The sequence below is a fragment of the Comamonas sp. lk genome, from assembly GCF_900564145.1.
Lineage (GTDB): Bacteria > Pseudomonadota > Gammaproteobacteria > Burkholderiales > Burkholderiaceae_C > Comamonas.
Window position 1 is genome coordinate 1,206,642 of the sequence record NZ_UOOB01000001.1, and the last position, 16,907, is coordinate 1,223,548.

The window sequence follows — 16,907 nt, forward strand, 5'->3', positions numbered from 1 at the left end:
CTAAAGGAAGAGGATTGATGAAACGTTTTTTGACTGCAGTTTTGATAGCTGCTAGCGCAAGTGGTGCCTGGGCTGATGGCTTGAAAAGCCTTGAATCCTTTATGAAGAACGCCCATGCGGGCAAGGCGGAGTTCACCCAGTCCGTGACCTCGCCTCCCAAGGCCGGACAGGAGGCGCGTACCAAGGTCTCCAGCGGCACTTTCGAATTTCAGCGCCCCGGCAAGTTCAAGTTCAACTACACCAAGCCTTTCGAGCAGCTCATCGTGGCGGACGGCAAGACGCTGTGGCTGTATGACGCGGACCTGAACCAGGTCACCCAGCGGGCTCAGGCCCAGGTGCTGGCCAGCACCCCGGCAGCGATCCTGACCTCGGCCACGGATCTCAAGGCCTTGCAGGCCGATTTTGGTCTGAGTGCCCAGCCCGTCAGCGAAGGTCTGGAATGGGTGCTGGCTTCGCCCAAGCTCAAGGGCGGCCAGCTCAAAAGCGTGCGCGTGGGCTTTACACCCGAAGGCCAGCTGGCGGCGCTGGATATCGAAGACAGCTTCGGTCAGCGCTCGCTGATGCAGTTCAAGGGCTTGCAGACCCTGGCTGCGCTGCCAGCATCGACCTTCCAGTTCAGCGTGCCCAAGGGCGCGGACGTACTCAAACAGTAAAACTGGCCGCCTCATCAAAAAAAGCCTGTGAACTTCATGCTCACAGGCTTTTTTGTATCGATACCTTATGAAATAAGGCTGTAGCCCAATATCAATAAGCACAAGCAGCTCATATTTTGGTAGTCAATGCCTTCAGGCTTGAGCCGGTTTGAGGGCCACTGGCGGCAGTATGCGATCGGCAATGGCCGCCACGACGAGCACGGCCAGCACCGGAGTCGTCCAGCCCAGGCCCATGGCGGCACCGGGCAGATCGGCCAGCCATGAAGGCATGGCATCGGCACCTAGCAAGGACTTGGCTGAGTCGCTGATGCCCAGCGCCAGCGCCATCGTCATCACGGGCGCATAGACGCGGCCGGGATGCTTCCACAGCGAATGCAGGAGGCTGAGCGCCACCAGGGCGATGGCCACCGGGTAGATGGCCACCAGCACGGGCACGGCCACGGCAATCAGCTGCTCCAGCCCTTGATTGGAGACCACCAGGCTGAACAGGCCGATGGCGATCACCATGCTGCGATAGGACTTGCCGGTGAGCTGGCTGAAATAGGTGGCGCAGGCGCTGATCAGGCCCACGCCGGTGGTCAGGCAGGCCAGCAAGATGACGATGGCCAGCAGTGCCATGCCCCAGACGCCAAACGTGTGTTGCACATAGGCCGTGAGAATCTGCACGCCGCTCGAGGCATTGCCGACCAGCGGGCTGCTGGTGGCGCCCAGATAGATCAGCGAGACATAGACCAGGCCCAGGCCCGTGGCGGCCATGACGCCGGCAATGATGGCGTAGCGCGTGTGCAGACGGGTGTCGCTGATGCCGCTGTCCTTGATGGCGTTGATGATGACGATGCCGAACACCAATGCCGCCAGCGCATCCATGGTCTGGTAGCCCTGCAGAAAGCCCTGGCCGAAAGCCATGTTCTGCGGCAGATAGTCAGGCGCAGCCGTGGAGAAGGTACCGGCAGGCAGCATGAAGGCGGCACCGCCGAGTACGACCAGCGCCAGGATCAGCACCGGTGTGATGATCTTGCCGATGTTGTCCATCAGTTTGCCGGGGTAGAGCGACAGCACCATGGTCAGGCCGAAGTACAGCACCGAATACAGCATCAGTGCGGTGGACGAATTGCCGATGAACGGGGCCACTCCCAGCTCGAACGACACGGTGGCCGTGCGCGGCGTGGCGAAGAACGGGCCTATCGTCAGGTAGACGGCAATGCCCAAAATCGTGCCCGCCACCACGCCAATCGGTGAGGTGATGGTTTTGATGCCGCCGCCTACGCGGGCCATGGCCACCACGGTGATCAGGGGCAGGCCCACGCCGGTGAGCAAAAAGCCTGCGGCTGCGCCCCAGAGATTTTCTCCGGCGGCCAGGCCGACGCTAGGGGGAAAGATGATGTTGCCTGCGCCCAGGAAAAGGGCAAAGGTCATGAAGCCCAGGGCAATCAAGTCCTGTGTCTTGAGTTTTGTCATACGAAGCACGGCTCCCGTGTGCCGCCTTGCAGCGACAGGCCCGGGAGAATTGGGGGGAATCAAGGAAAGTAGCGGATGCTTTCGATTGAGTTCTGGCTGAGGCGCGGGTGGCTGCATCAGTCACAGGCATTGCCGGCCGGATGAAATCGGGCGGCAAAAAACCGGGGCGTAGCTCCAGCCTGGCTTGTGGCAGGCAGATAGGGAGCTACTTTCCATATCAGTGAGGGGTGACCTCGTAAATGGAGAGTATTGATCCGCTGAAAACCCTATTTTCCACGATATAGGAATCTGTTATTGAATTGTGGAAAATTCGGATGGCATCCACCGTTGAAAAGAGGCCGCAAGCTGCCAGGGTTGGCCCAGGCGTGGATACTCGAGGGAGTATGGTCACGCAAAAGAGCTTCCCCCCTGCCGTCTCTGCGGCTTCCCATCAGCCCCTGGCCGAGCGCCTGCGTCCGCGCACGCTGGGCGAGGTGATAGGCCAGCAGCATGTGCTGGGCGAAGGCATGCCGCTGCGCCTGGCTTTCGAGTCGGGGCGTCCGCATAGCTGCATTCTCTGGGGGCCGCCGGGCGTGGGCAAAACCACGATTGCCCGGCTGATGGCCGATGCCTTTGATGCGCAGTTCATCTCCATGAGCGCCGTGCTGGGCGGGGTCAAGGACATTCGTGAAGCCGTGGAGCAGGCCCAGTCTGCCCGCGACGGTTTGATGCAGCAGCGCACCATCGTGTTTGTGGACGAGGTGCACCGCTTCAACAAAAGCCAGCAGGACGCTTTCTTGCCTCATGTGGAAAGCGGCCTGTTCACCTTTATCGGCGCGACCACGGAAAACCCCTCGTTCGAAGTCAATTCGGCCCTGCTCTCGCGCGCTGCGGTGTATGTGCTGCAAAGCCTGACGGCGGATGACTTGAAGCAAATAGTGGCTAAAGCCCAGGGCATACAAGCGGTTCCAGCTATAGAAGATGAAGCGCTTGACCGCCTGATTGCCTATGCCGATGGCGATGCGCGTCGCTTGCTGAACACGCTGGAGACGCTGGCCATCACCGCCGAGCAGGCCAAGCTGGGGCAGATCACCGATGCCTGGTTGCTCAAGGTGCTGGGCGAGCGCATGCGCCGCTACGACAAGGGGGGCGAACAGTTCTACGACACCATCAGCGCCTTGCACAAATCCGTGCGCGGCTCGGACCCCGATGCGGCCCTGTACTGGTTTTGCCGCATGCTCGACGGCGGAGCCGATCCGCGCTATCTGGCCCGGCGCATTGTGCGCATGGCCTGGGAGGACATAGGCCTGGCCGATCCGCGGGCCATGCAGCTGTGCAACGACGCGGCCGCCACCTATGAGCGCCTGGGCAGCCCCGAGGGCGAGCTGGCGTTGGCACAGGCCGTGATCTATCTGGCCGTGGCGGCCAAGAGCAATGCCGGCTACATGGCCTACAACAAGGCCAAGGCGTTTGTGAAGACCGATGCCACCCGCCCCGTGCCCCTGCATTTGCGAAATGCACCGACCAAGCTGATGAAAGAGCTGGATTACGGCCGTGACTACCGCTACGCCCATAGCGAGGAGGGCGGTTTTGCGGCGGGCGAGAGCTATTTACCCGACGGGATGGAGGAGCCCGGTTTTTACGAACCCGTGCCGCGCGGGTTGGAGATCAAGATTGGCCAGAAGCTGGCCGAGCTGCGCACCCGCAACGAGGCCGCACGCGAGGCAGGGGCGGCCGGCTCGCCTCGCACGGATGAGACATAAGCCGCCTTGTAAAGCGAAACTTTGACGGCTGTCGCAACACGGTCACTGCTGGCATGCTGCAATTTTTGATCTGCTCCTAGTGTTTTCCATGGCTTGATGCTGCAGTGCGCAACTAAGTCGCTGTATTCATTGGATTTGTGGAAATCGTGGCATTGCTGCGTCGCAGCAAGCGAGGCTCTTGCCACGGGAAACCCCGTCTCTGCACCGTGAGCACTGCTGCCTAGAATCGCGCCAACCTCTTGGCACAAGCGGCTCACAAAGCCGCGGCTGGCAGGAGGGGAGCCATGGCATCGCTGGCCCCGCCTTCGGGATGAGAGGCTTGCAGTGTCTCCGTCTTGGGGTTGAGGTAGGGGAGCGCGCTTATGGATATCTTGCTGCAGCAGATCATCAATGGTCTGGTTCTGGGCAGCATGTACGCCTTGATAGCCTTGGGCTACACCATGGTGTACGGCATCATTCAGCTGATCAACTTCGCGCACGGTGAGGTGCTGATGGTGGGAGCTTTGACCAGTTGGAGCTGCATAGGCCTGATGCAGGAGGCCATGCCCAGCCTGCCAGGTTGGCTGATGCTTTTGCTGGCCACCATCATTGCCTGTGTGGTGGCGGCCTCGCTCAATTTCGTGATCGAGAAAGTCGCTTACCGCCCCTTGCGCAACAGCCCGCGCCTGGCGCCGCTGATCACCGCCATCGGCGTCTCCATCCTGCTGCAGACGCTGGCCATGATCATCTGGAAGCCCAACTACAAGGCCTATCCCACGCTGCTGTCCAGCACGCCTTATGAAATTGGCTCGGCAGTCATCACGCCCACGCAGATTCTGGTGCTGGGCGTAACGGCCGTGGCCCTGGCTTCGCTGATGTATCTGGTCAACTACACAAAATTGGGTCGCGCCATGCGGGCCACGGCCGAGAACCCGCGTGTGGCGGCGCTGATGGGCGTCAAACCCGACATGATCATTTCCGCCACCTTCATCATCGGTGCGGTGCTGGCAGCCATTGCCGGCATCATGTACGCCTCCAACTACGGTACGGCCCATCACACCATGGGTTTCCTGCCCGGCCTCAAGGCGTTCACGGCCGCGGTGTTCGGCGGCATCGGCAATCTGGCGGGCGCCGTGGTCGGCGGCCTGCTGCTGGGCCTGATCGAGTCGATTGGCTCCGGTTATATCGGCGATCTGACCGGTGGCGTGCTGGGCAGTCAGTACACCGATATTTTTGCCTTTGTCGTGCTCATCATCATCCTCACGCTGCGCCCCTCGGGCCTGCTGGGTGAGCGTGTGGCCGATCGCGCATAAGGAGTGGCCATGAAGAACAACAAGACACTCCACTGGGTACTGGGCGGTATGGCCTTGCTGGTGCTGCCGCTGATACTGCAGTATTTTGGCAATGCCTGGGTGCGGATTGCCGACCTGGCCTTGCTGTATGTGATGCTGGCGCTGGGTCTCAATATCGTGGTGGGCTATGCGGGCCTGCTGGACCTAGGCTATGTGGCTTTCTACGCCGTGGGCGCCTATATGTTTGCCCTCATGGCCTCGCCGCATCTGGGGGAGACTTTCGAGTGGTTCAGAAACATGTTCCCCGAGGGGCTGCACACGTCCATCTGGCTGGTGATTCCGCTGGGCATGCTGCTGGCGGCTTGCGCCGGGGTGCTTCTGGGCCTGCCGGTGCTGAGGTTGCGGGGCGATTACCTGGCCATCGTGACGCTGGGCTTTGGCGAGATCATTCGCATCTTCATGAACAACCTGGATCAGCCGGTCAACATCACCAACGGCCCCAAAGGCCTGGCGCAGGTAGATTCGGTCAAGATCTTCGGCCTGGATCTGGGCAAGCACCAGGAAATTTTCGGCTTTGATATTTCTTCGGTGACGCTGTACTACTACCTGTTTCTGGCGCTGGTGCTGATCACGATCCTGATCTGCTACCGCCTGCAGGATTCGCGCATCGGCCGCGCCTGGATGGCGATTCGCGAGGACGAGATTGCCGCCAAGGCCATGGGCATCAATGTGCGCAATATGAAGCTGCTGGCCTTTGGCATGGGCGCATCGTTCGGTGGCGTGGCTGGTTCCATGTTTGGCGCCTTCCAGGGCTTTGTCTCGCCCGAGTCCTTCAGCCTGATGGAGTCGGTGATGATTGTGGCCATGGTGGTGCTGGGCGGCCTGGGCCATATCCCTGGCGTGATTCTGGGTGCCGTGCTGCTGTCGGCTCTGCCCGAGGTGCTGCGCTATGTGGCCGGCCCCTTGCAGGAGATGACGGGCGGCCGCCTGGATGCCTCCATCCTGCGTCAGCTGCTGATCGCCCTGGCCATGATCGTCATCATGCTGATGCGCCCGCGCGGCCTGTGGCCCACGCCCGAGCATGGCAAGAACCTGACGCGTGCGTCCTGATCCAGAACCAAGGAATGGCAACCGATATGGCAGACAGCACGACTTCCACCGTCCTTGATGTGTCGGACATCTCCAAGCGCTTTGGCGGGCTGCAGGCCCTGTCCGGCGTGAGCATGAAGATTGAGCGCGGACAGGTTTACGGCCTGATAGGCCCCAACGGCGCAGGCAAGACCACTTTTTTCAACGTCATCACCGGCCTCTACACGCCGGACAGCGGCAGGTTCGAGCTGGCTGGCAAGCCTTATGAGCCTACTGCCGTGCACAAGGTGGCCAGGGCCGGCATTGCCCGCACGTTTCAGAATATCCGCCTGTTTGCCGAAATGACGGCACTGGAGAACGTGATGGTGGGCCGCCATGTGCGCACCCACTCGGGCCTGATAGGTGCCGTGCTGCGCACCAAGCGCTTCAAGGCCGAGGAGGCCGCGATCCGTGCAAGAGCGTATGAGCTGCTCGACTATGTAGGCATTGGAAAATACGCAGACTTCAAGGCCCGCACTCTCTCGTACGGCGATCAGCGCCGCCTGGAGATTGCCCGCGCTCTGGCAACCGATCCCAAGCTGATTGCGCTGGACGAACCCGCGGCCGGCATGAATGCCACCGAGAAACTGCAGCTGCGCGAGCTGATCGACCGTATTCGCAACGACCAGCGCACCATCTTGCTGATCGAGCACGATGTGAAGTTGGTCATGGGCCTGTGCGACCGTGTCACGGTGCTGGACTACGGCAAGCCGATTGCCGAAGGCACGCCGGCACAGGTGCAGAAGAATGAAAAAGTGATTGAAGCCTATCTGGGCACCGGAGGGCATTGACTATGCAAGAGCAAATCCAAGACAGACCGGTGGCCGTGACGGACAAATCCGCGGGCCAGATACTGCTGGCCGTCAAAAATCTCAAGGTGGCCTATGGCGGCATCCAGGCCGTCAAAGGCGTGGACTTCGAGGTGCGCGAGGGCGAACTGGTTTCGCTGATCGGCTCCAATGGTGCGGGCAAGACCACCACCATGAAGGCCGTGACGCGCGGCCTGCCCATGGCTGATGGCGAAATTCTGTATCTGGGCCAGAGCATCAAGAACAAGGGAGCCTGGGATCTGGTCAAGCAAGGTCTGGTCATGGTGCCCGAAGGTCGTGGCGTTTTTGCCCGCATGACCATCACCGAAAACCTGCTCATGGGCGCTTACACGCGCAATGACAAGGCCGGCATTCAGGCCGATATCGAGCGCATGTTCGGCATCTTCCCGCGTCTGAAGGAGCGCAAGGATCAACTGGCAGGCACCATGTCCGGCGGCGAGCAGCAAATGCTGGCCATGGCGCGGGCGCTGATGAGTCAGCCCAAGGTCTTGCTGCTCGACGAGCCTTCCATGGGCCTGTCTCCCATCATGGTGGACAAGATTTTTGAAGTGGTGCGGGATGTGTATGCGCTGGGCGTGACCATGGTGCTGGTCGAGCAGAACGCCAGCCGCGCTCTGGCCGTTGCCGACCGGGGTTATGTGATGGAGTCCGGCACCATCACCATGACCGGCGAAGGCCAGACCTTGCTCAATGACCCCCGGGTTCGCGCTGCGTATCTGGGTGAGTGAGACTCTGGAAGCGAGGCAGAAAAGGCGCTCGAAGTCGCCTTTTCTAAGCAATTTCAGGGCCTCATTTCCGTCCTGAGTCGCTGAAATATTCCCCCAAAAATGCAAACATGACAAAAAAATGACGTTTCTTTGATGTTTTTGAAATGTTGTTATTGTTGTTAGTTGATTCGTTTTATTTCTTTATATGTGTTTTTTTGTATTTGTATATAAAAAAAAGAAATTTTTAGAATGAATTCGCGTGTGATTTGAATGGCCTCAGGCCTGCAATTCAGGTGATTGCAGGCGAAAAAAGCCCGATGGTTGCAGGAAGCCGCTGTGAAGCTGCGTGCGGGCCCTGGCGTTGCAGGTTCTAGGCCAGCATCCATGAGTAAGATCGTTGCCGTTTTTTGCTCCTGCTATTGGAGGATTTTGGCGGCCGCGCAGTGGCGCACGGCAGCTTGATACTGTGCTGTCTTGCGCTGTGAGAATGCCTGTGGCTGTGGCCTGTCAGGCGCGTGGCTGATCGGCCGTCCAGGCGGATCAGGTTCGAACATGGAGGAAGCGATCACATTCGCGGCGGCTGCGTCGTTTGCCGTGTCCTGCCCGGGTCAGTCGCGGGCCTAGGGGTTTTCTCTGACAGGTTTGTGCGAGCTTGGCACGGTGTATTTTATTTTTCGTGCGGCTTGAAGGGGTGTCTTTGAGGCGCGCTGAAACGCAAAAAGACTCAAGAGTACACTTCGCGTCATTCAAACCGGGAAGCCATGCCTGCACACCTTTGTGCCGTAGTGAGTCGCCTGGTTTTATTTTTTCCCCGGTAAGGAGCATTCATGCTGTTTGGCAAATTGTTGCCGCGCGAAGGCAATTTTTTCGAGATGTTCAATCAACATGCTGACCACATTGTTGATGCGGCGCACGCCTTCTCGCAGCTGGTAGCCAATTACAACGATCCCCATCTGCGTCAGAAATACAACGACGATGTGGATAACGCTGAGCGCGCGGCAGACAAGGTGACCCACGACGTCACCAAGCTGCTGCACAAGACTTTCATCACGCCGCTGGACCGCGAGCACATCCACTCGCTGATCAACACCATGGACGATGTGGCCGACCTGATTCAGGATTCGGCAGAGACCATGGCGCTGTACGACGTGCGTCATATGACGGAAGAAATCACGCGTCTGACGGATCTGTCCGTGCGCTGCTGCGAGCGCGTTCGTGATGCCGTGAAGATGCTGAATCGCATCTCAGATCCCGCCGTGGTGGAGGCTTCGACCAAGACCTGCGATGAGATCGACAGGCTGGAAAGCGATGCCGACCGCGTGATGCGTGCCGCCATGAGCAAGCTGTTCCGCGAAGAGCCCGATGTGCGTGAAGTGATCAAGCTCAAGGCGATTTACGAGCTACTGGAAACCATCACCGACCGCTGCGAAGACGTGGCCAATCTGATCGAGGGCATCGTCCTCGAGAATTCCTGATTCTCGCGGGAGCTGGAAAATGGAATCCGTACAAGCAGCCCTTTGGGTTGTGATCTTGTTGGTTGTGCTCGCCTTGCTGTTCGATTTCATGAACGGCTTTCACGACGCAGCCAACTCCATTGCTACCGTGGTTTCCACGGGAGTGCTCAAGCCCACGCAAGCCGTGTTGTTTGCGGCTTTCTTCAATGTCGTCGCGATTTTTGTCTTCCACCTCAGTGTGGCGGCAACCGTTGGCAAGGGCATTGTTCAACCCGGCATTGTGGATACCCATGTGGTGTTCGGTGCACTGGTGGGCGCCATCGCCTGGAACATCATCACCTGGATTTACGGCATCCCCAGCAGCTCTTCGCATGCGCTGATCGGCGGTATCGTCGGTGCGGTGATTGCCAAGGCCGGTGCTGGTGCGCTGATCGCCAGCGGTATCTGGAAGACCGTGGCTTTCATCTTCGTCTCGCCTGTGCTGGGTTACCTGCTGGGCTCGTTGATGATGGTGCTGGTGGCCTGGGTTTGCCGCCGCGCAAGCCCCAATCGTGTGGACAAGTGGTTTCGTCGTCTGCAGCTGGTCTCGGCCGGCGCCTATAGCCTGGGTCACGGCGGCAATGATGCGCAAAAGACCATCGGCATCATCTGGCTGCTGCTGATTGCGACCGGATACGCCAATGCGGCGGATGCCGAACCGCCCACCTGGACCATCATCAGCTGCTATCTGGCCATTGGTATGGGCACGATGTTTGGCGGCTGGCGCATTGTCAAGACCATGGGTCAGAAGATCACCAAGCTCAAGCCTGTGGGCGGCTTCTGTGCCGAAAGCGGTGGTGCATTGACACTGTTTCTGGCCACCTTCCTGGGCGTGCCGGTTTCGACTACCCACACCATCACGGGTGCCATCGTCGGTGTGGGCTCCACACAGCGTGCCAGTGCCGTGCGCTGGGGCGTGGCGGGCAATATCGTCTGGGCCTGGGTTCTGACGATTCCTGCCAGCGCTTTCGTGGCCTCCATTGCCTACTGGTTGAGCCTGCAACTGTTCTGATGAACTTTTAGATTGATAGCTGAAAGCGTAGATCTTTAAAGGGCTGCAGCTTGATCGGCTTGAAAAGATCAAAGGCTTCGCGAATGCGAAGCCTTTTTCATTGGGGCGCTGATTGAGGCCTGACCTGTCAGCCCGCCAGCAGCGGGTCGCTTCTGTGAGTCGGCTTGCTGTACAGCAGGGACTTGAGCTGGCTGGCTGGCACGGGAACGCTGAACAGATAGCCCAGAAACTGTTGGCAATCGTTTTGCATCAGCAAGGCGCGCTGCTCCAGCGTCTCTACGCCGCTGGCCACGATCTGTATCTTCAGTTGCTTGGCCATCACTATGGCCGCTTGCATGGCGGCCTCGCTGGCGTTGTTCGGGCCCAGTCTTTGCACCAGGGATTGAGAAATCTTGAGCTGGAACAGCGGCAGCTGCATCAGCAGATTCTGTGAAGTGGGCATTGCGCCAAAGTCATCGAGAGACAGGCGTATGCCGCCAGCGGCCAATTGGCGCAATGTCTGCAGATTGTCGTGCGTGGCGTTTTGCAGCTGGGCTGCAGAAAACTCCAGCAACAACTGCCGGGGGGCGATGCCGCAGAGCTTAACGATCTGCTCGACCTGGTTGGCAAAGTCTGCTTGCTGCAACTGCAGCAGGCTGATGTTGACGGCAACGGGAAGAGCACATAGCTGCGGGTCATTTTTCCATAGCGCGATCTGCTCGCACACGGTCTGAATCACCCATAGCCCCAGGGGAACAATGATGCCGCTTTCCTCTGCCACGGTGATGAACATGCGGGGCGGCACCACGCCGCGCTTGGGTTGGTGCCAGCGGAGCAGGGCTTCCAGGCCGGTCATTTCACCTTGCTGGGAGTACTGGGGCTGGTACTGCATCTGGAACTGCCCCAGACGCAGGGCTTCACGCAGTTCCTGCTCCATCTGCTGGCGCTGCGCCGGCAATTGCGGCTCGGGCTTGAAGAAGTGCAAGCCCTTGGGATCCTCGTCGCGCAGCTTGTACATGGCGGCTTCGGCCTGGCTCAGCAGCTCGGTGGCGGAGCGTGAATGCGGCCCAAACAGCGTGGCTCCGATATGGGCTTGCAGCGGCTGGCTGCGGCCGTTGACGAGATAGGGTGCACCCAGGCTCTCGAGCAGCCGTTCGCCCATGCGCTCGACCAGCAATTGGGCAAGCTCCACATCGGGTGAGAGGTCCGAAATCATGATGACGAAATGCGCTTCGTCCACGCGCGCAACCGTGTCGTTGGCCCGCACGCAGCCCAACAGGCGCTGGGTGATCTCCGCCACCAGGCCGGCGATGACTTCGGTCGCAGCCCCTTGAGTGACGGCCTTGAGCGGCTGCAGATCAATGTTGAGCAAGGCGCCACGCCAGCCAGTGCGCTCGGACTGGATCATGGCGTGAGAGATGCGATCCAGCAGCAATCTGCGGTTGGGGAGGTTGGAGAGCGAGTCGAAAAAGGCCAGGCTATCGCTGTGTTGTTGGGCTATGGTGCGGTAAGTGATGAGCGTGTAGCCGGCAGACAGCGCGCTGGCCGCCAGGGTGATGCCACGACCGTCGGGCAGTTGTTGCTCCAGGCTGGTCTGCTGCTTGGCAAGCAACAGGCGGTGGGCATTGCTCAATGCACCGAGTTGCGCAATCGTGCTGCTGTGCTGGCTGGGGATGGTTTGGGTGAACTGCAGCAAGCTCTCAAAGGCCACCCCTGTTCTGACCAGCGGCGACAGCCAGGGGAAAAGGCGTAGATAGCCTTCGTTCCAGCGCTGAACACGATTTTGCGAATCCAGCAGCACATAGCCGCTGGCAGCCTGTTCCAGAATGCGAAACAGCTGCTCTCCGTAAGCGCCTACCAATCCCGTGGCCGCAGAAAAGCTGGTGGGCGTGCTGGCGTCAGCTGTACAGGGCTTGTCATGGGGTGCTTGCATGAGAACCTCTTGAAGCAAACATTGGCCGCTGGTGGAAGCTGGTTCGTTTACCGAGGTTGGGTTAGATGAAAACCCGTGATCTACCCGAAGGCGATGCACATCAGCTCAGTGCTCGAATCCAGATCTCTGTCTGTGACATTGTGGTTGCATTGAAAACAAATGTGATCAAGGTCGATGCCAAATATTTCAAAAAACACAACTGCCTACATGGCAGCTCGCTGAATTCCTACAGTTGTCATCGATTGGACGTGACATTGCGTTTCATGCGGGCCGGCGAAAGTGGCCGGTTTAAGCTTTCCTAGGCGCGGGCTCATTGGGAAATTTTGCGTGCCTCTTGCACCTGATATTCAAAGTAGTGCTGAAAGCTGTAGGCAATGCTGGCCATCAGCACCGTGGCTCCTACCATCAGCGCGAGCGCCACGCCGAAAATCGTGGCCCAACGGGTCTGGCCTGCAGCGGTTTCTGCTGGCTGGCCGGGATTGAAATGCAAGTTCCATTGCCTGATATCGGTCAGCCCATACAGGATGGCGCGCAAGGCGCAGCCTGCCATGCTGAAACCCAGCAGCGGAATCAGAAACCAGCTCAGCTGATCGTCCTGCCCCAGTTGCTGCACACGCTCTATGCCGTAGATGCCGAGCGCCGTGGGCACCGGCAGCAGCCAGCCCATCCAGTCTCCCAGTCCATACAGATAAAAACGGTGCAAGCCCAGCGGGCCACCCAGAAAAGCCAGCCAGGTGGCCAGAGTTTTGCTTTTGCAGCGAGCAGGGCGTGCGGCAAGGGAGGGGGTAGAGCTCATGGCGGGTGGAAGAAAAGCGATCTCGAACAGCGTTCAGGGTTGCGGTATTGCGCCGCGCGAAATTCATTATTCATGTCGCTTTATTCTGGGCAAGAGCTATCTCCCTCACCCAGGCTCTTGTCCATCATCACGATGTCCAGCCAGCGGCCGAATTTCCATCCCGCGCTTGATAGCTTGCCTGCATGGCTGAAACCGCTGCCGGCGTGTACGCCAATGGAGGCTGCGTTGCCGCTGTCTCCGATGACGGCAATCAGTTTGCGTACGCCGACGGCTTGGCAGGCCTCGCACAGCGCATGGAGCAGCAGTGCGCCAATTCCTTGGCCACGCGCGGACTCGGCCACGTAAATCGAGTCTTCAGCAGAAAATCGATAGGCCGGCCGAGGCTTGAACCAGTTGGCATAAGCGTAGCCCAGCACCTGGCCCGTCTCATCGACGGCCACCAGATAGGGCAGGCCTTTGTCGAGCACCTCCTGGCGGCGGCGGCTCATTTCGGCGTCAGAGGGCGGTTCGACCTCGAAAGTGCCTGTGCTGTTGAGAACGTGATGCCGATAAATGGCGGTGATGGCCGCGATATCCTGCTCGCAGGCGGGTCGAATGATGGGCATGAATTCTCAAACTCGATATAATCGCGTGTTTTACGGCGTGTCGCTGGCCGGGTGGCCATGTCGCGTGTCTCAAACGTCGCAAGAAAACCTGCGCGGGAGTGCACACTTTTATAGCACTGCCGTGACCACCCAAAGGAAAAATCATGGTTGTTATTCGACTGTCTCGCGGCGGCTCCAAGGCTCGCCCGTTCTACAACATCGTTGCTGCTGACAAGCGCGTTCGTCGCGATGGCGCTTTCATCGAGCGTCTGGGTTTCTACAACCCCAGCGCCCGTGGCGCTGAAGAAGGCCTGCGTGTTGTCCTGGATCGCGTGAACTATTGGAAGAGCGTGGGTGCCCAAGCTTCCGATACCGCTGAACGCCTGATCAAGGAAGCTGCAAAGAAGGTTGCTGCCTAATTTTTAGGTTGCTGCCCTCAAGGCAATTCCATTAAGCGGGTTCCGTCAGCTTGTCTGACGGAGCCCGTTTTTCATTGTTTTCCCGATTGATTATTCTGACCAAAGCCATGAGCCACATGCCCGCCCTTGAAGCCACAACCCTGCCTGCTGATGCGGTGGAGGTAGGACGCATTGCTGATGCCTGGGGTATCAAAGGCTGGTTCAAGGTCATGGCCTTCAGCAGCGACCCCGAAGCGCTGTTTGCGGCCAAGGAATGGTTTTTGCAGCCTGCTGAAAAAGGCGCCAAGCAGTTCACCGGCACGGTGTTGCTGCCCGTCAAGCAGGCTCGTGTGCACTCCGACACCATCGTCGCTGCCTCGCCTGTGGTGGAAGACCGAAATACGGCCGAAGCCCTGCGCGGTGCCCGTGTGTTTGTGGCACGTGAGCATTTCCCCAAGACCGATGACGGCGAGTACTACTGGGTAGACCTGCTGGGCCTGTCGGTGGTGAACCGCGAAGGCGTGGCCCTGGGCGTGGTCAGGGATTTGCTGTCCACCGGCCCGCAAACGGTGCTGATCCTGGGTTACGAACAAGACGGCAAGGAGCAGGAGCGCCTGATTCCATTTGTTGACGCCTATGTGGATTCCGTGGACTTGCCCGGCAAGACCATCGTGGCCGACTGGCAAGCCGACTACTGAGATTGAATGCGTTTTGCTATTAATTGAATAGCTTCTGACGCTTATAAAACATGCGCTTTGACATCATTACCCTGTTTCCCGAGTTGTTCGCCCCGTTTCTGGAAAGCGGGGTAACGCGTCGCGCCTACAGCTCTGGCCAGGTTGCGGTGCACTTGTGGAATCCGCGTGATTACGCCGAAGGCAACTACCGCCGTGTGGACGATCGCCCGTTTGGCGGCGGCCCTGGCATGGTGATGATGGCCGAGCCGCTGCTGCATTGCCTTGAAGCCATACGCGCTGCCCGTGCCGCAGAAGATGCGCAAGAGCAGCTTGAGCCCGCGCCGCTGCTGCTGTTCTCTCCCATTGGCACCACGCTCAAGCACGAGGTGGTGGCGCAGTGGGCCGAGAGCCGAGGTGCCGTGCTGCTGTGTGGGCGCTACGAAGGCATTGACCAGCGCTTTATCGATACCTATGTCAGCCATCAGCTGAGTCTGGGCGACTTTGTGCTGTCCGGCGGCGAGCTGGCGGCCATGGTGCTGCTGGACTCGCTGGCGCGTCTGCAGCCCGGCGTGCTCAACGATGAAGGCAGTTTTCAGCAAGACAGCTTCAATCCGGCCCTTGATGGCCTGCTGGACTGCCCGCATTACACCCGCCCCGAAGTCTGGAACGGCCAGGCAGTTCCACCCGAACTGTTGTCTGGTCACCACGCACATATAGAGCGCTGGAGGCGTGATCAGCGCCTGCGCATCACCGCCTCCCACCGGCCTGAGCTGATCGTGCAGGCGCGCGAAAAAGGCTTGCTGAATGCCAAAGACGAAGGGTTTTTGGCAAAAAACGCGCCCAAGCTATAATCCCAGGCTCTTTGATCCTCTATCCGGCCGCTGCAAGGAGCGAAGCTGTCTGCCTCGAGCAAGCAACTTTGAATGCAGCCATGGCGTCAATCCCGGCGCTTGCCAATTCTGGCGCGGACAAGATCAAGGTGGATGAAAATCATGAACCTGATCCAGACTCTCGAGCAAGAAGAAATCGCTCGCCTGAACAAGACCATCCCCGAATTCGCCCCCGGTGACACCGTCATCGTGAGCGTGAATGTGGTGGAAGGCAGCCGTAAGCGCGTTCAAGCTTACGAAGGCGTGGTGATTGCCAAGCGTAATCGCGGCCTGAACAGCGGCTTCACAGTGCGCAAGATCTCCAGCGGTGAAGGCGTGGAACGTACGTTCCAAACCTACTCCCCCCTGATCGCCGGCATCGAAGTCAAGCGTCGCGGCGATGTGCGCCGTGCCAAGCTGTACTACCTGCGTGAACGTAGCGGCAAGTCTGCTCGTATCAAGGAAAAGCTGCCTTCGCGCGTCAACAAGGCTGCTGCAACAGCAGCTTAATTGCGCGCGATGCGTGGGAGACAGGGCGCAAGCCCCGTTGGCCCACGCTAGGAAGCGAAAGCCGCTACAGTTTGTCTGTAGCGGCTTTTTTTATTCCCCATCTTCATGGCTGGTGGTTTTCAACCTTGCACGCATGCCCACTTCTGCTCCCTCTCTTTTGGCGGTTTCTGGCGCCGAGATCCCGCGCTATACCGGTATCACCGATCCTCGTCAGGCACCACTGATTGGCATAGACAGCGGCCTGCCGGCGGTTCCTGCGGCGCAACAGACGCCCCAGGCCTTGCGCCAGCGCTTTGCCCAGCCGCCTCTGTGGCAGCCCGAGGACATGCTTGAAAAGCGCTTTACCGATCGTCTGCCTTTCGATGCCGCAGTCTTGGTGCCGATAGTCTTGCGGGAAGAGCCTACGGTGCTACTGACGGTACGCTCTGCCGGACTCTCCACCCACTCCGGGCAGATTGCCTTTCCTGGCGGCAAACGCGATCCGCAGGATGGCTCGGCCGAAGTCACGGCCGTGCGCGAAGCCCATGAGGAGGTTGGCCTGACCCCCAGAAATGTGGAGGTGCTGGGGCGGCTGCCGGTCTATGTCACGGGCACGGCTTTTCACATCACGCCGGTGGTGGCGCTGATCCAGCCTCAGCCCAGTTATTTTCCCAATCCCGGTGAGGTGGCCGATCTGTTCGAGGTGCCGCTGTCGTTCTTGCTCAACCCCGCTCACCACGAACGCCATGGCATGCAATGGCAGGGGGTGGATCGAGAGTGGTTTGCCATGCCCTATCAGGACGGGCCGCAGCAGCGCTATATCTGGGGTGCGACGGCGGGCATGCTGCGCAATCTTTACCGTTTTTTATCGGCCTGAATCGGCCGGTG

Annotated in this window: 17 protein-coding genes; 13 read left to right on the plus strand and 4 right to left on the minus strand. The window is 59.4% G+C overall.

Annotated features, from left to right (window positions below; all coding sequences use genetic code 11):
- Positions 1 to 17 precede the first annotated feature (17 nt).
- Complete coding sequence (gene lolA, locus EAO39_RS05380) at positions 18 to 653, plus strand: outer membrane lipoprotein chaperone LolA (RefSeq protein WP_120966502.1); 636 nt, start codon at positions 18 to 20, stop codon at positions 651 to 653.
- 132 nt (positions 654 to 785) lie between these two features.
- Here lolA and brnQ read toward each other — a convergent pair whose 3' ends face one another.
- Positions 786 to 2,111 (minus strand): branched-chain amino acid transport system II carrier protein, encoded by a 1,326-nt coding sequence (brnQ, locus tag EAO39_RS05385; protein ID WP_120966503.1) that lies wholly within the window; start codon positions 2,109 to 2,111, stop codon positions 786 to 788.
- Between the two features lie 383 nt (positions 2,112 to 2,494).
- On the opposite strand from brnQ, the gene EAO39_RS05390 reads away from it, so the two are divergent.
- From EAO39_RS05390 to EAO39_RS05420, 7 genes are all read left to right on the plus strand, one after another.
- Positions 2,495 to 3,853, plus strand: a complete 1,359-nt coding sequence (locus EAO39_RS05390) for a replication-associated recombination protein A (protein ID WP_120966504.1) — start codon at positions 2,495 to 2,497, stop codon at positions 3,851 to 3,853.
- A gap of 362 nt (positions 3,854 to 4,215) precedes the next feature.
- Positions 4,216 to 5,145 (plus strand): branched-chain amino acid ABC transporter permease, encoded by a 930-nt coding sequence (locus EAO39_RS05395; RefSeq protein ID WP_120966505.1) that lies wholly within the window; start codon positions 4,216 to 4,218, stop codon positions 5,143 to 5,145.
- Positions 5,146 to 5,154: 9 nt separating this feature from the next.
- Complete coding sequence (locus tag EAO39_RS05400) at positions 5,155 to 6,234, plus strand: ABC transporter ATP-binding protein (protein WP_120966506.1); 1,080 nt, start codon at positions 5,155 to 5,157, stop codon at positions 6,232 to 6,234.
- A 26-nt stretch (positions 6,235 to 6,260) separates the two neighbouring features.
- Complete coding sequence (locus tag EAO39_RS05405; protein ID WP_120966507.1) at positions 6,261 to 7,043, plus strand: ABC transporter ATP-binding protein; 783 nt, start codon at positions 6,261 to 6,263, stop codon at positions 7,041 to 7,043.
- A gap of 35 nt (positions 7,044 to 7,078) precedes the next feature.
- Positions 7,079 to 7,810 carry an ABC transporter ATP-binding protein gene (locus tag EAO39_RS05410; RefSeq protein ID WP_120970714.1) on the plus strand — a complete coding sequence of 244 codons (732 nt, stop codon included), beginning with the start codon at positions 7,079 to 7,081 and terminating at the stop codon, positions 7,808 to 7,810.
- A gap of 806 nt (positions 7,811 to 8,616) precedes the next feature.
- The gene (locus EAO39_RS05415; RefSeq protein WP_120966508.1) at positions 8,617 to 9,264 is read left to right on the plus strand and encodes a DUF47 domain-containing protein; all 648 of its coding nucleotides are present in this window, start codon (positions 8,617 to 8,619) and stop codon (positions 9,262 to 9,264) included.
- A 19-nt stretch (positions 9,265 to 9,283) separates the two neighbouring features.
- Positions 9,284 to 10,294, plus strand: coding sequence for an inorganic phosphate transporter (locus tag EAO39_RS05420; protein ID WP_120966509.1), 1,011 nt, complete (start codon positions 9,284 to 9,286; stop codon positions 10,292 to 10,294).
- 127 nt (positions 10,295 to 10,421) lie between these two features.
- Here the strand turns inward: EAO39_RS05420 and EAO39_RS05425 are convergent, their stop codons facing one another.
- The 3 genes from EAO39_RS05425 to EAO39_RS05435 form a co-directional block, all read right to left on the minus strand.
- Positions 10,422 to 12,206 (minus strand): EAL domain-containing protein, encoded by a 1,785-nt coding sequence (locus EAO39_RS05425; RefSeq protein ID WP_120966510.1) that lies wholly within the window; start codon positions 12,204 to 12,206, stop codon positions 10,422 to 10,424.
- Between the two features lie 310 nt (positions 12,207 to 12,516).
- The gene (locus tag EAO39_RS05430) at positions 12,517 to 13,002 is read right to left on the minus strand and encodes a TM2 domain-containing protein (RefSeq protein ID WP_120966511.1); all 486 of its coding nucleotides are present in this window, start codon (positions 13,000 to 13,002) and stop codon (positions 12,517 to 12,519) included.
- Between the two features lie 80 nt (positions 13,003 to 13,082).
- Positions 13,083 to 13,607: a GNAT family N-acetyltransferase gene (locus EAO39_RS05435; RefSeq protein ID WP_120966512.1), complete on the minus strand. Its 525-nt coding sequence runs from the start codon at positions 13,605 to 13,607 to the stop codon at positions 13,083 to 13,085.
- A gap of 143 nt (positions 13,608 to 13,750) precedes the next feature.
- On the opposite strand from EAO39_RS05435, the gene rpsP reads away from it, so the two are divergent.
- From rpsP to EAO39_RS05460, 5 genes are all read left to right on the plus strand, one after another.
- On the plus strand, positions 13,751 to 14,005 hold the full coding sequence (gene rpsP / locus EAO39_RS05440; protein ID WP_120966513.1) for a 30S ribosomal protein S16: 255 nt from the start codon (positions 13,751 to 13,753) through the stop codon (positions 14,003 to 14,005).
- Positions 14,006 to 14,112: 107 nt separating this feature from the next.
- A complete protein-coding gene (rimM, locus tag EAO39_RS05445; RefSeq protein WP_120970716.1) occupies positions 14,113 to 14,682 on the plus strand; it encodes a ribosome maturation factor RimM in 570 nt (189 codons plus the stop codon).
- A gap of 50 nt (positions 14,683 to 14,732) precedes the next feature.
- A complete protein-coding gene (gene trmD / locus EAO39_RS05450) occupies positions 14,733 to 15,512 on the plus strand; it encodes a tRNA (guanosine(37)-N1)-methyltransferase TrmD (protein ID WP_120966514.1) in 780 nt (259 codons plus the stop codon).
- Between the two features lie 141 nt (positions 15,513 to 15,653).
- A complete protein-coding gene (gene rplS, locus EAO39_RS05455) occupies positions 15,654 to 16,040 on the plus strand; it encodes a 50S ribosomal protein L19 (protein ID WP_120970718.1) in 387 nt (128 codons plus the stop codon).
- A 133-nt stretch (positions 16,041 to 16,173) separates the two neighbouring features.
- Complete coding sequence (locus tag EAO39_RS05460) at positions 16,174 to 16,896, plus strand: CoA pyrophosphatase (protein WP_120966515.1); 723 nt, start codon at positions 16,174 to 16,176, stop codon at positions 16,894 to 16,896.
- Positions 16,897 to 16,907: the final 11 nt, after the last annotated feature.

Bases quoted from the DNA above. Each gene is read 5' to 3' on its own strand.
- rimM (WP_120970716.1), top strand. From the start codon at position 14,113: ATGAGCCACATGCCCGCCCTTGAAGCCACAACCCTGCCTGCTGATGCG.
- EAO39_RS05435 (WP_120966512.1), bottom strand. From the start codon at position 13,607: ATGCCCATCATTCGACCCGCCTGCGAGCAGGATATCGCGGCCATCACC.
- EAO39_RS05460 (WP_120966515.1), top strand. From the start codon at position 16,174: ATGCCCACTTCTGCTCCCTCTCTTTTGGCGGTTTCTGGCGCCGAGATC.
- rpsP (WP_120966513.1), top strand. From the start codon at position 13,751: ATGGTTGTTATTCGACTGTCTCGCGGCGGCTCCAAGGCTCGCCCGTTC.
- EAO39_RS05400 (WP_120966506.1), top strand. From the start codon at position 5,155: ATGAAGAACAACAAGACACTCCACTGGGTACTGGGCGGTATGGCCTTG.
- EAO39_RS05415 (WP_120966508.1), top strand. From the start codon at position 8,617: ATGCTGTTTGGCAAATTGTTGCCGCGCGAAGGCAATTTTTTCGAGATG.
- brnQ (WP_120966503.1), bottom strand. From the start codon at position 2,111: ATGACAAAACTCAAGACACAGGACTTGATTGCCCTGGGCTTCATGACC.
- EAO39_RS05395 (WP_120966505.1), top strand. From the start codon at position 4,216: ATGGATATCTTGCTGCAGCAGATCATCAATGGTCTGGTTCTGGGCAGC.
- trmD (WP_120966514.1), top strand. From the start codon at position 14,733: ATGCGCTTTGACATCATTACCCTGTTTCCCGAGTTGTTCGCCCCGTTT.
- lolA (WP_120966502.1), top strand. From the start codon at position 18: ATGAAACGTTTTTTGACTGCAGTTTTGATAGCTGCTAGCGCAAGTGGT.
- EAO39_RS05390 (WP_120966504.1), top strand. From the start codon at position 2,495: ATGGTCACGCAAAAGAGCTTCCCCCCTGCCGTCTCTGCGGCTTCCCAT.
- EAO39_RS05425 (WP_120966510.1), bottom strand. From the start codon at position 12,206: ATGCAAGCACCCCATGACAAGCCCTGTACAGCTGACGCCAGCACGCCC.
- EAO39_RS05405 (WP_120966507.1), top strand. From the start codon at position 6,261: ATGGCAGACAGCACGACTTCCACCGTCCTTGATGTGTCGGACATCTCC.
- EAO39_RS05420 (WP_120966509.1), top strand. From the start codon at position 9,284: ATGGAATCCGTACAAGCAGCCCTTTGGGTTGTGATCTTGTTGGTTGTG.
- EAO39_RS05430 (WP_120966511.1), bottom strand. From the start codon at position 13,002: ATGAGCTCTACCCCCTCCCTTGCCGCACGCCCTGCTCGCTGCAAAAGC.
- rplS (WP_120970718.1), top strand. From the start codon at position 15,654: ATGAACCTGATCCAGACTCTCGAGCAAGAAGAAATCGCTCGCCTGAAC.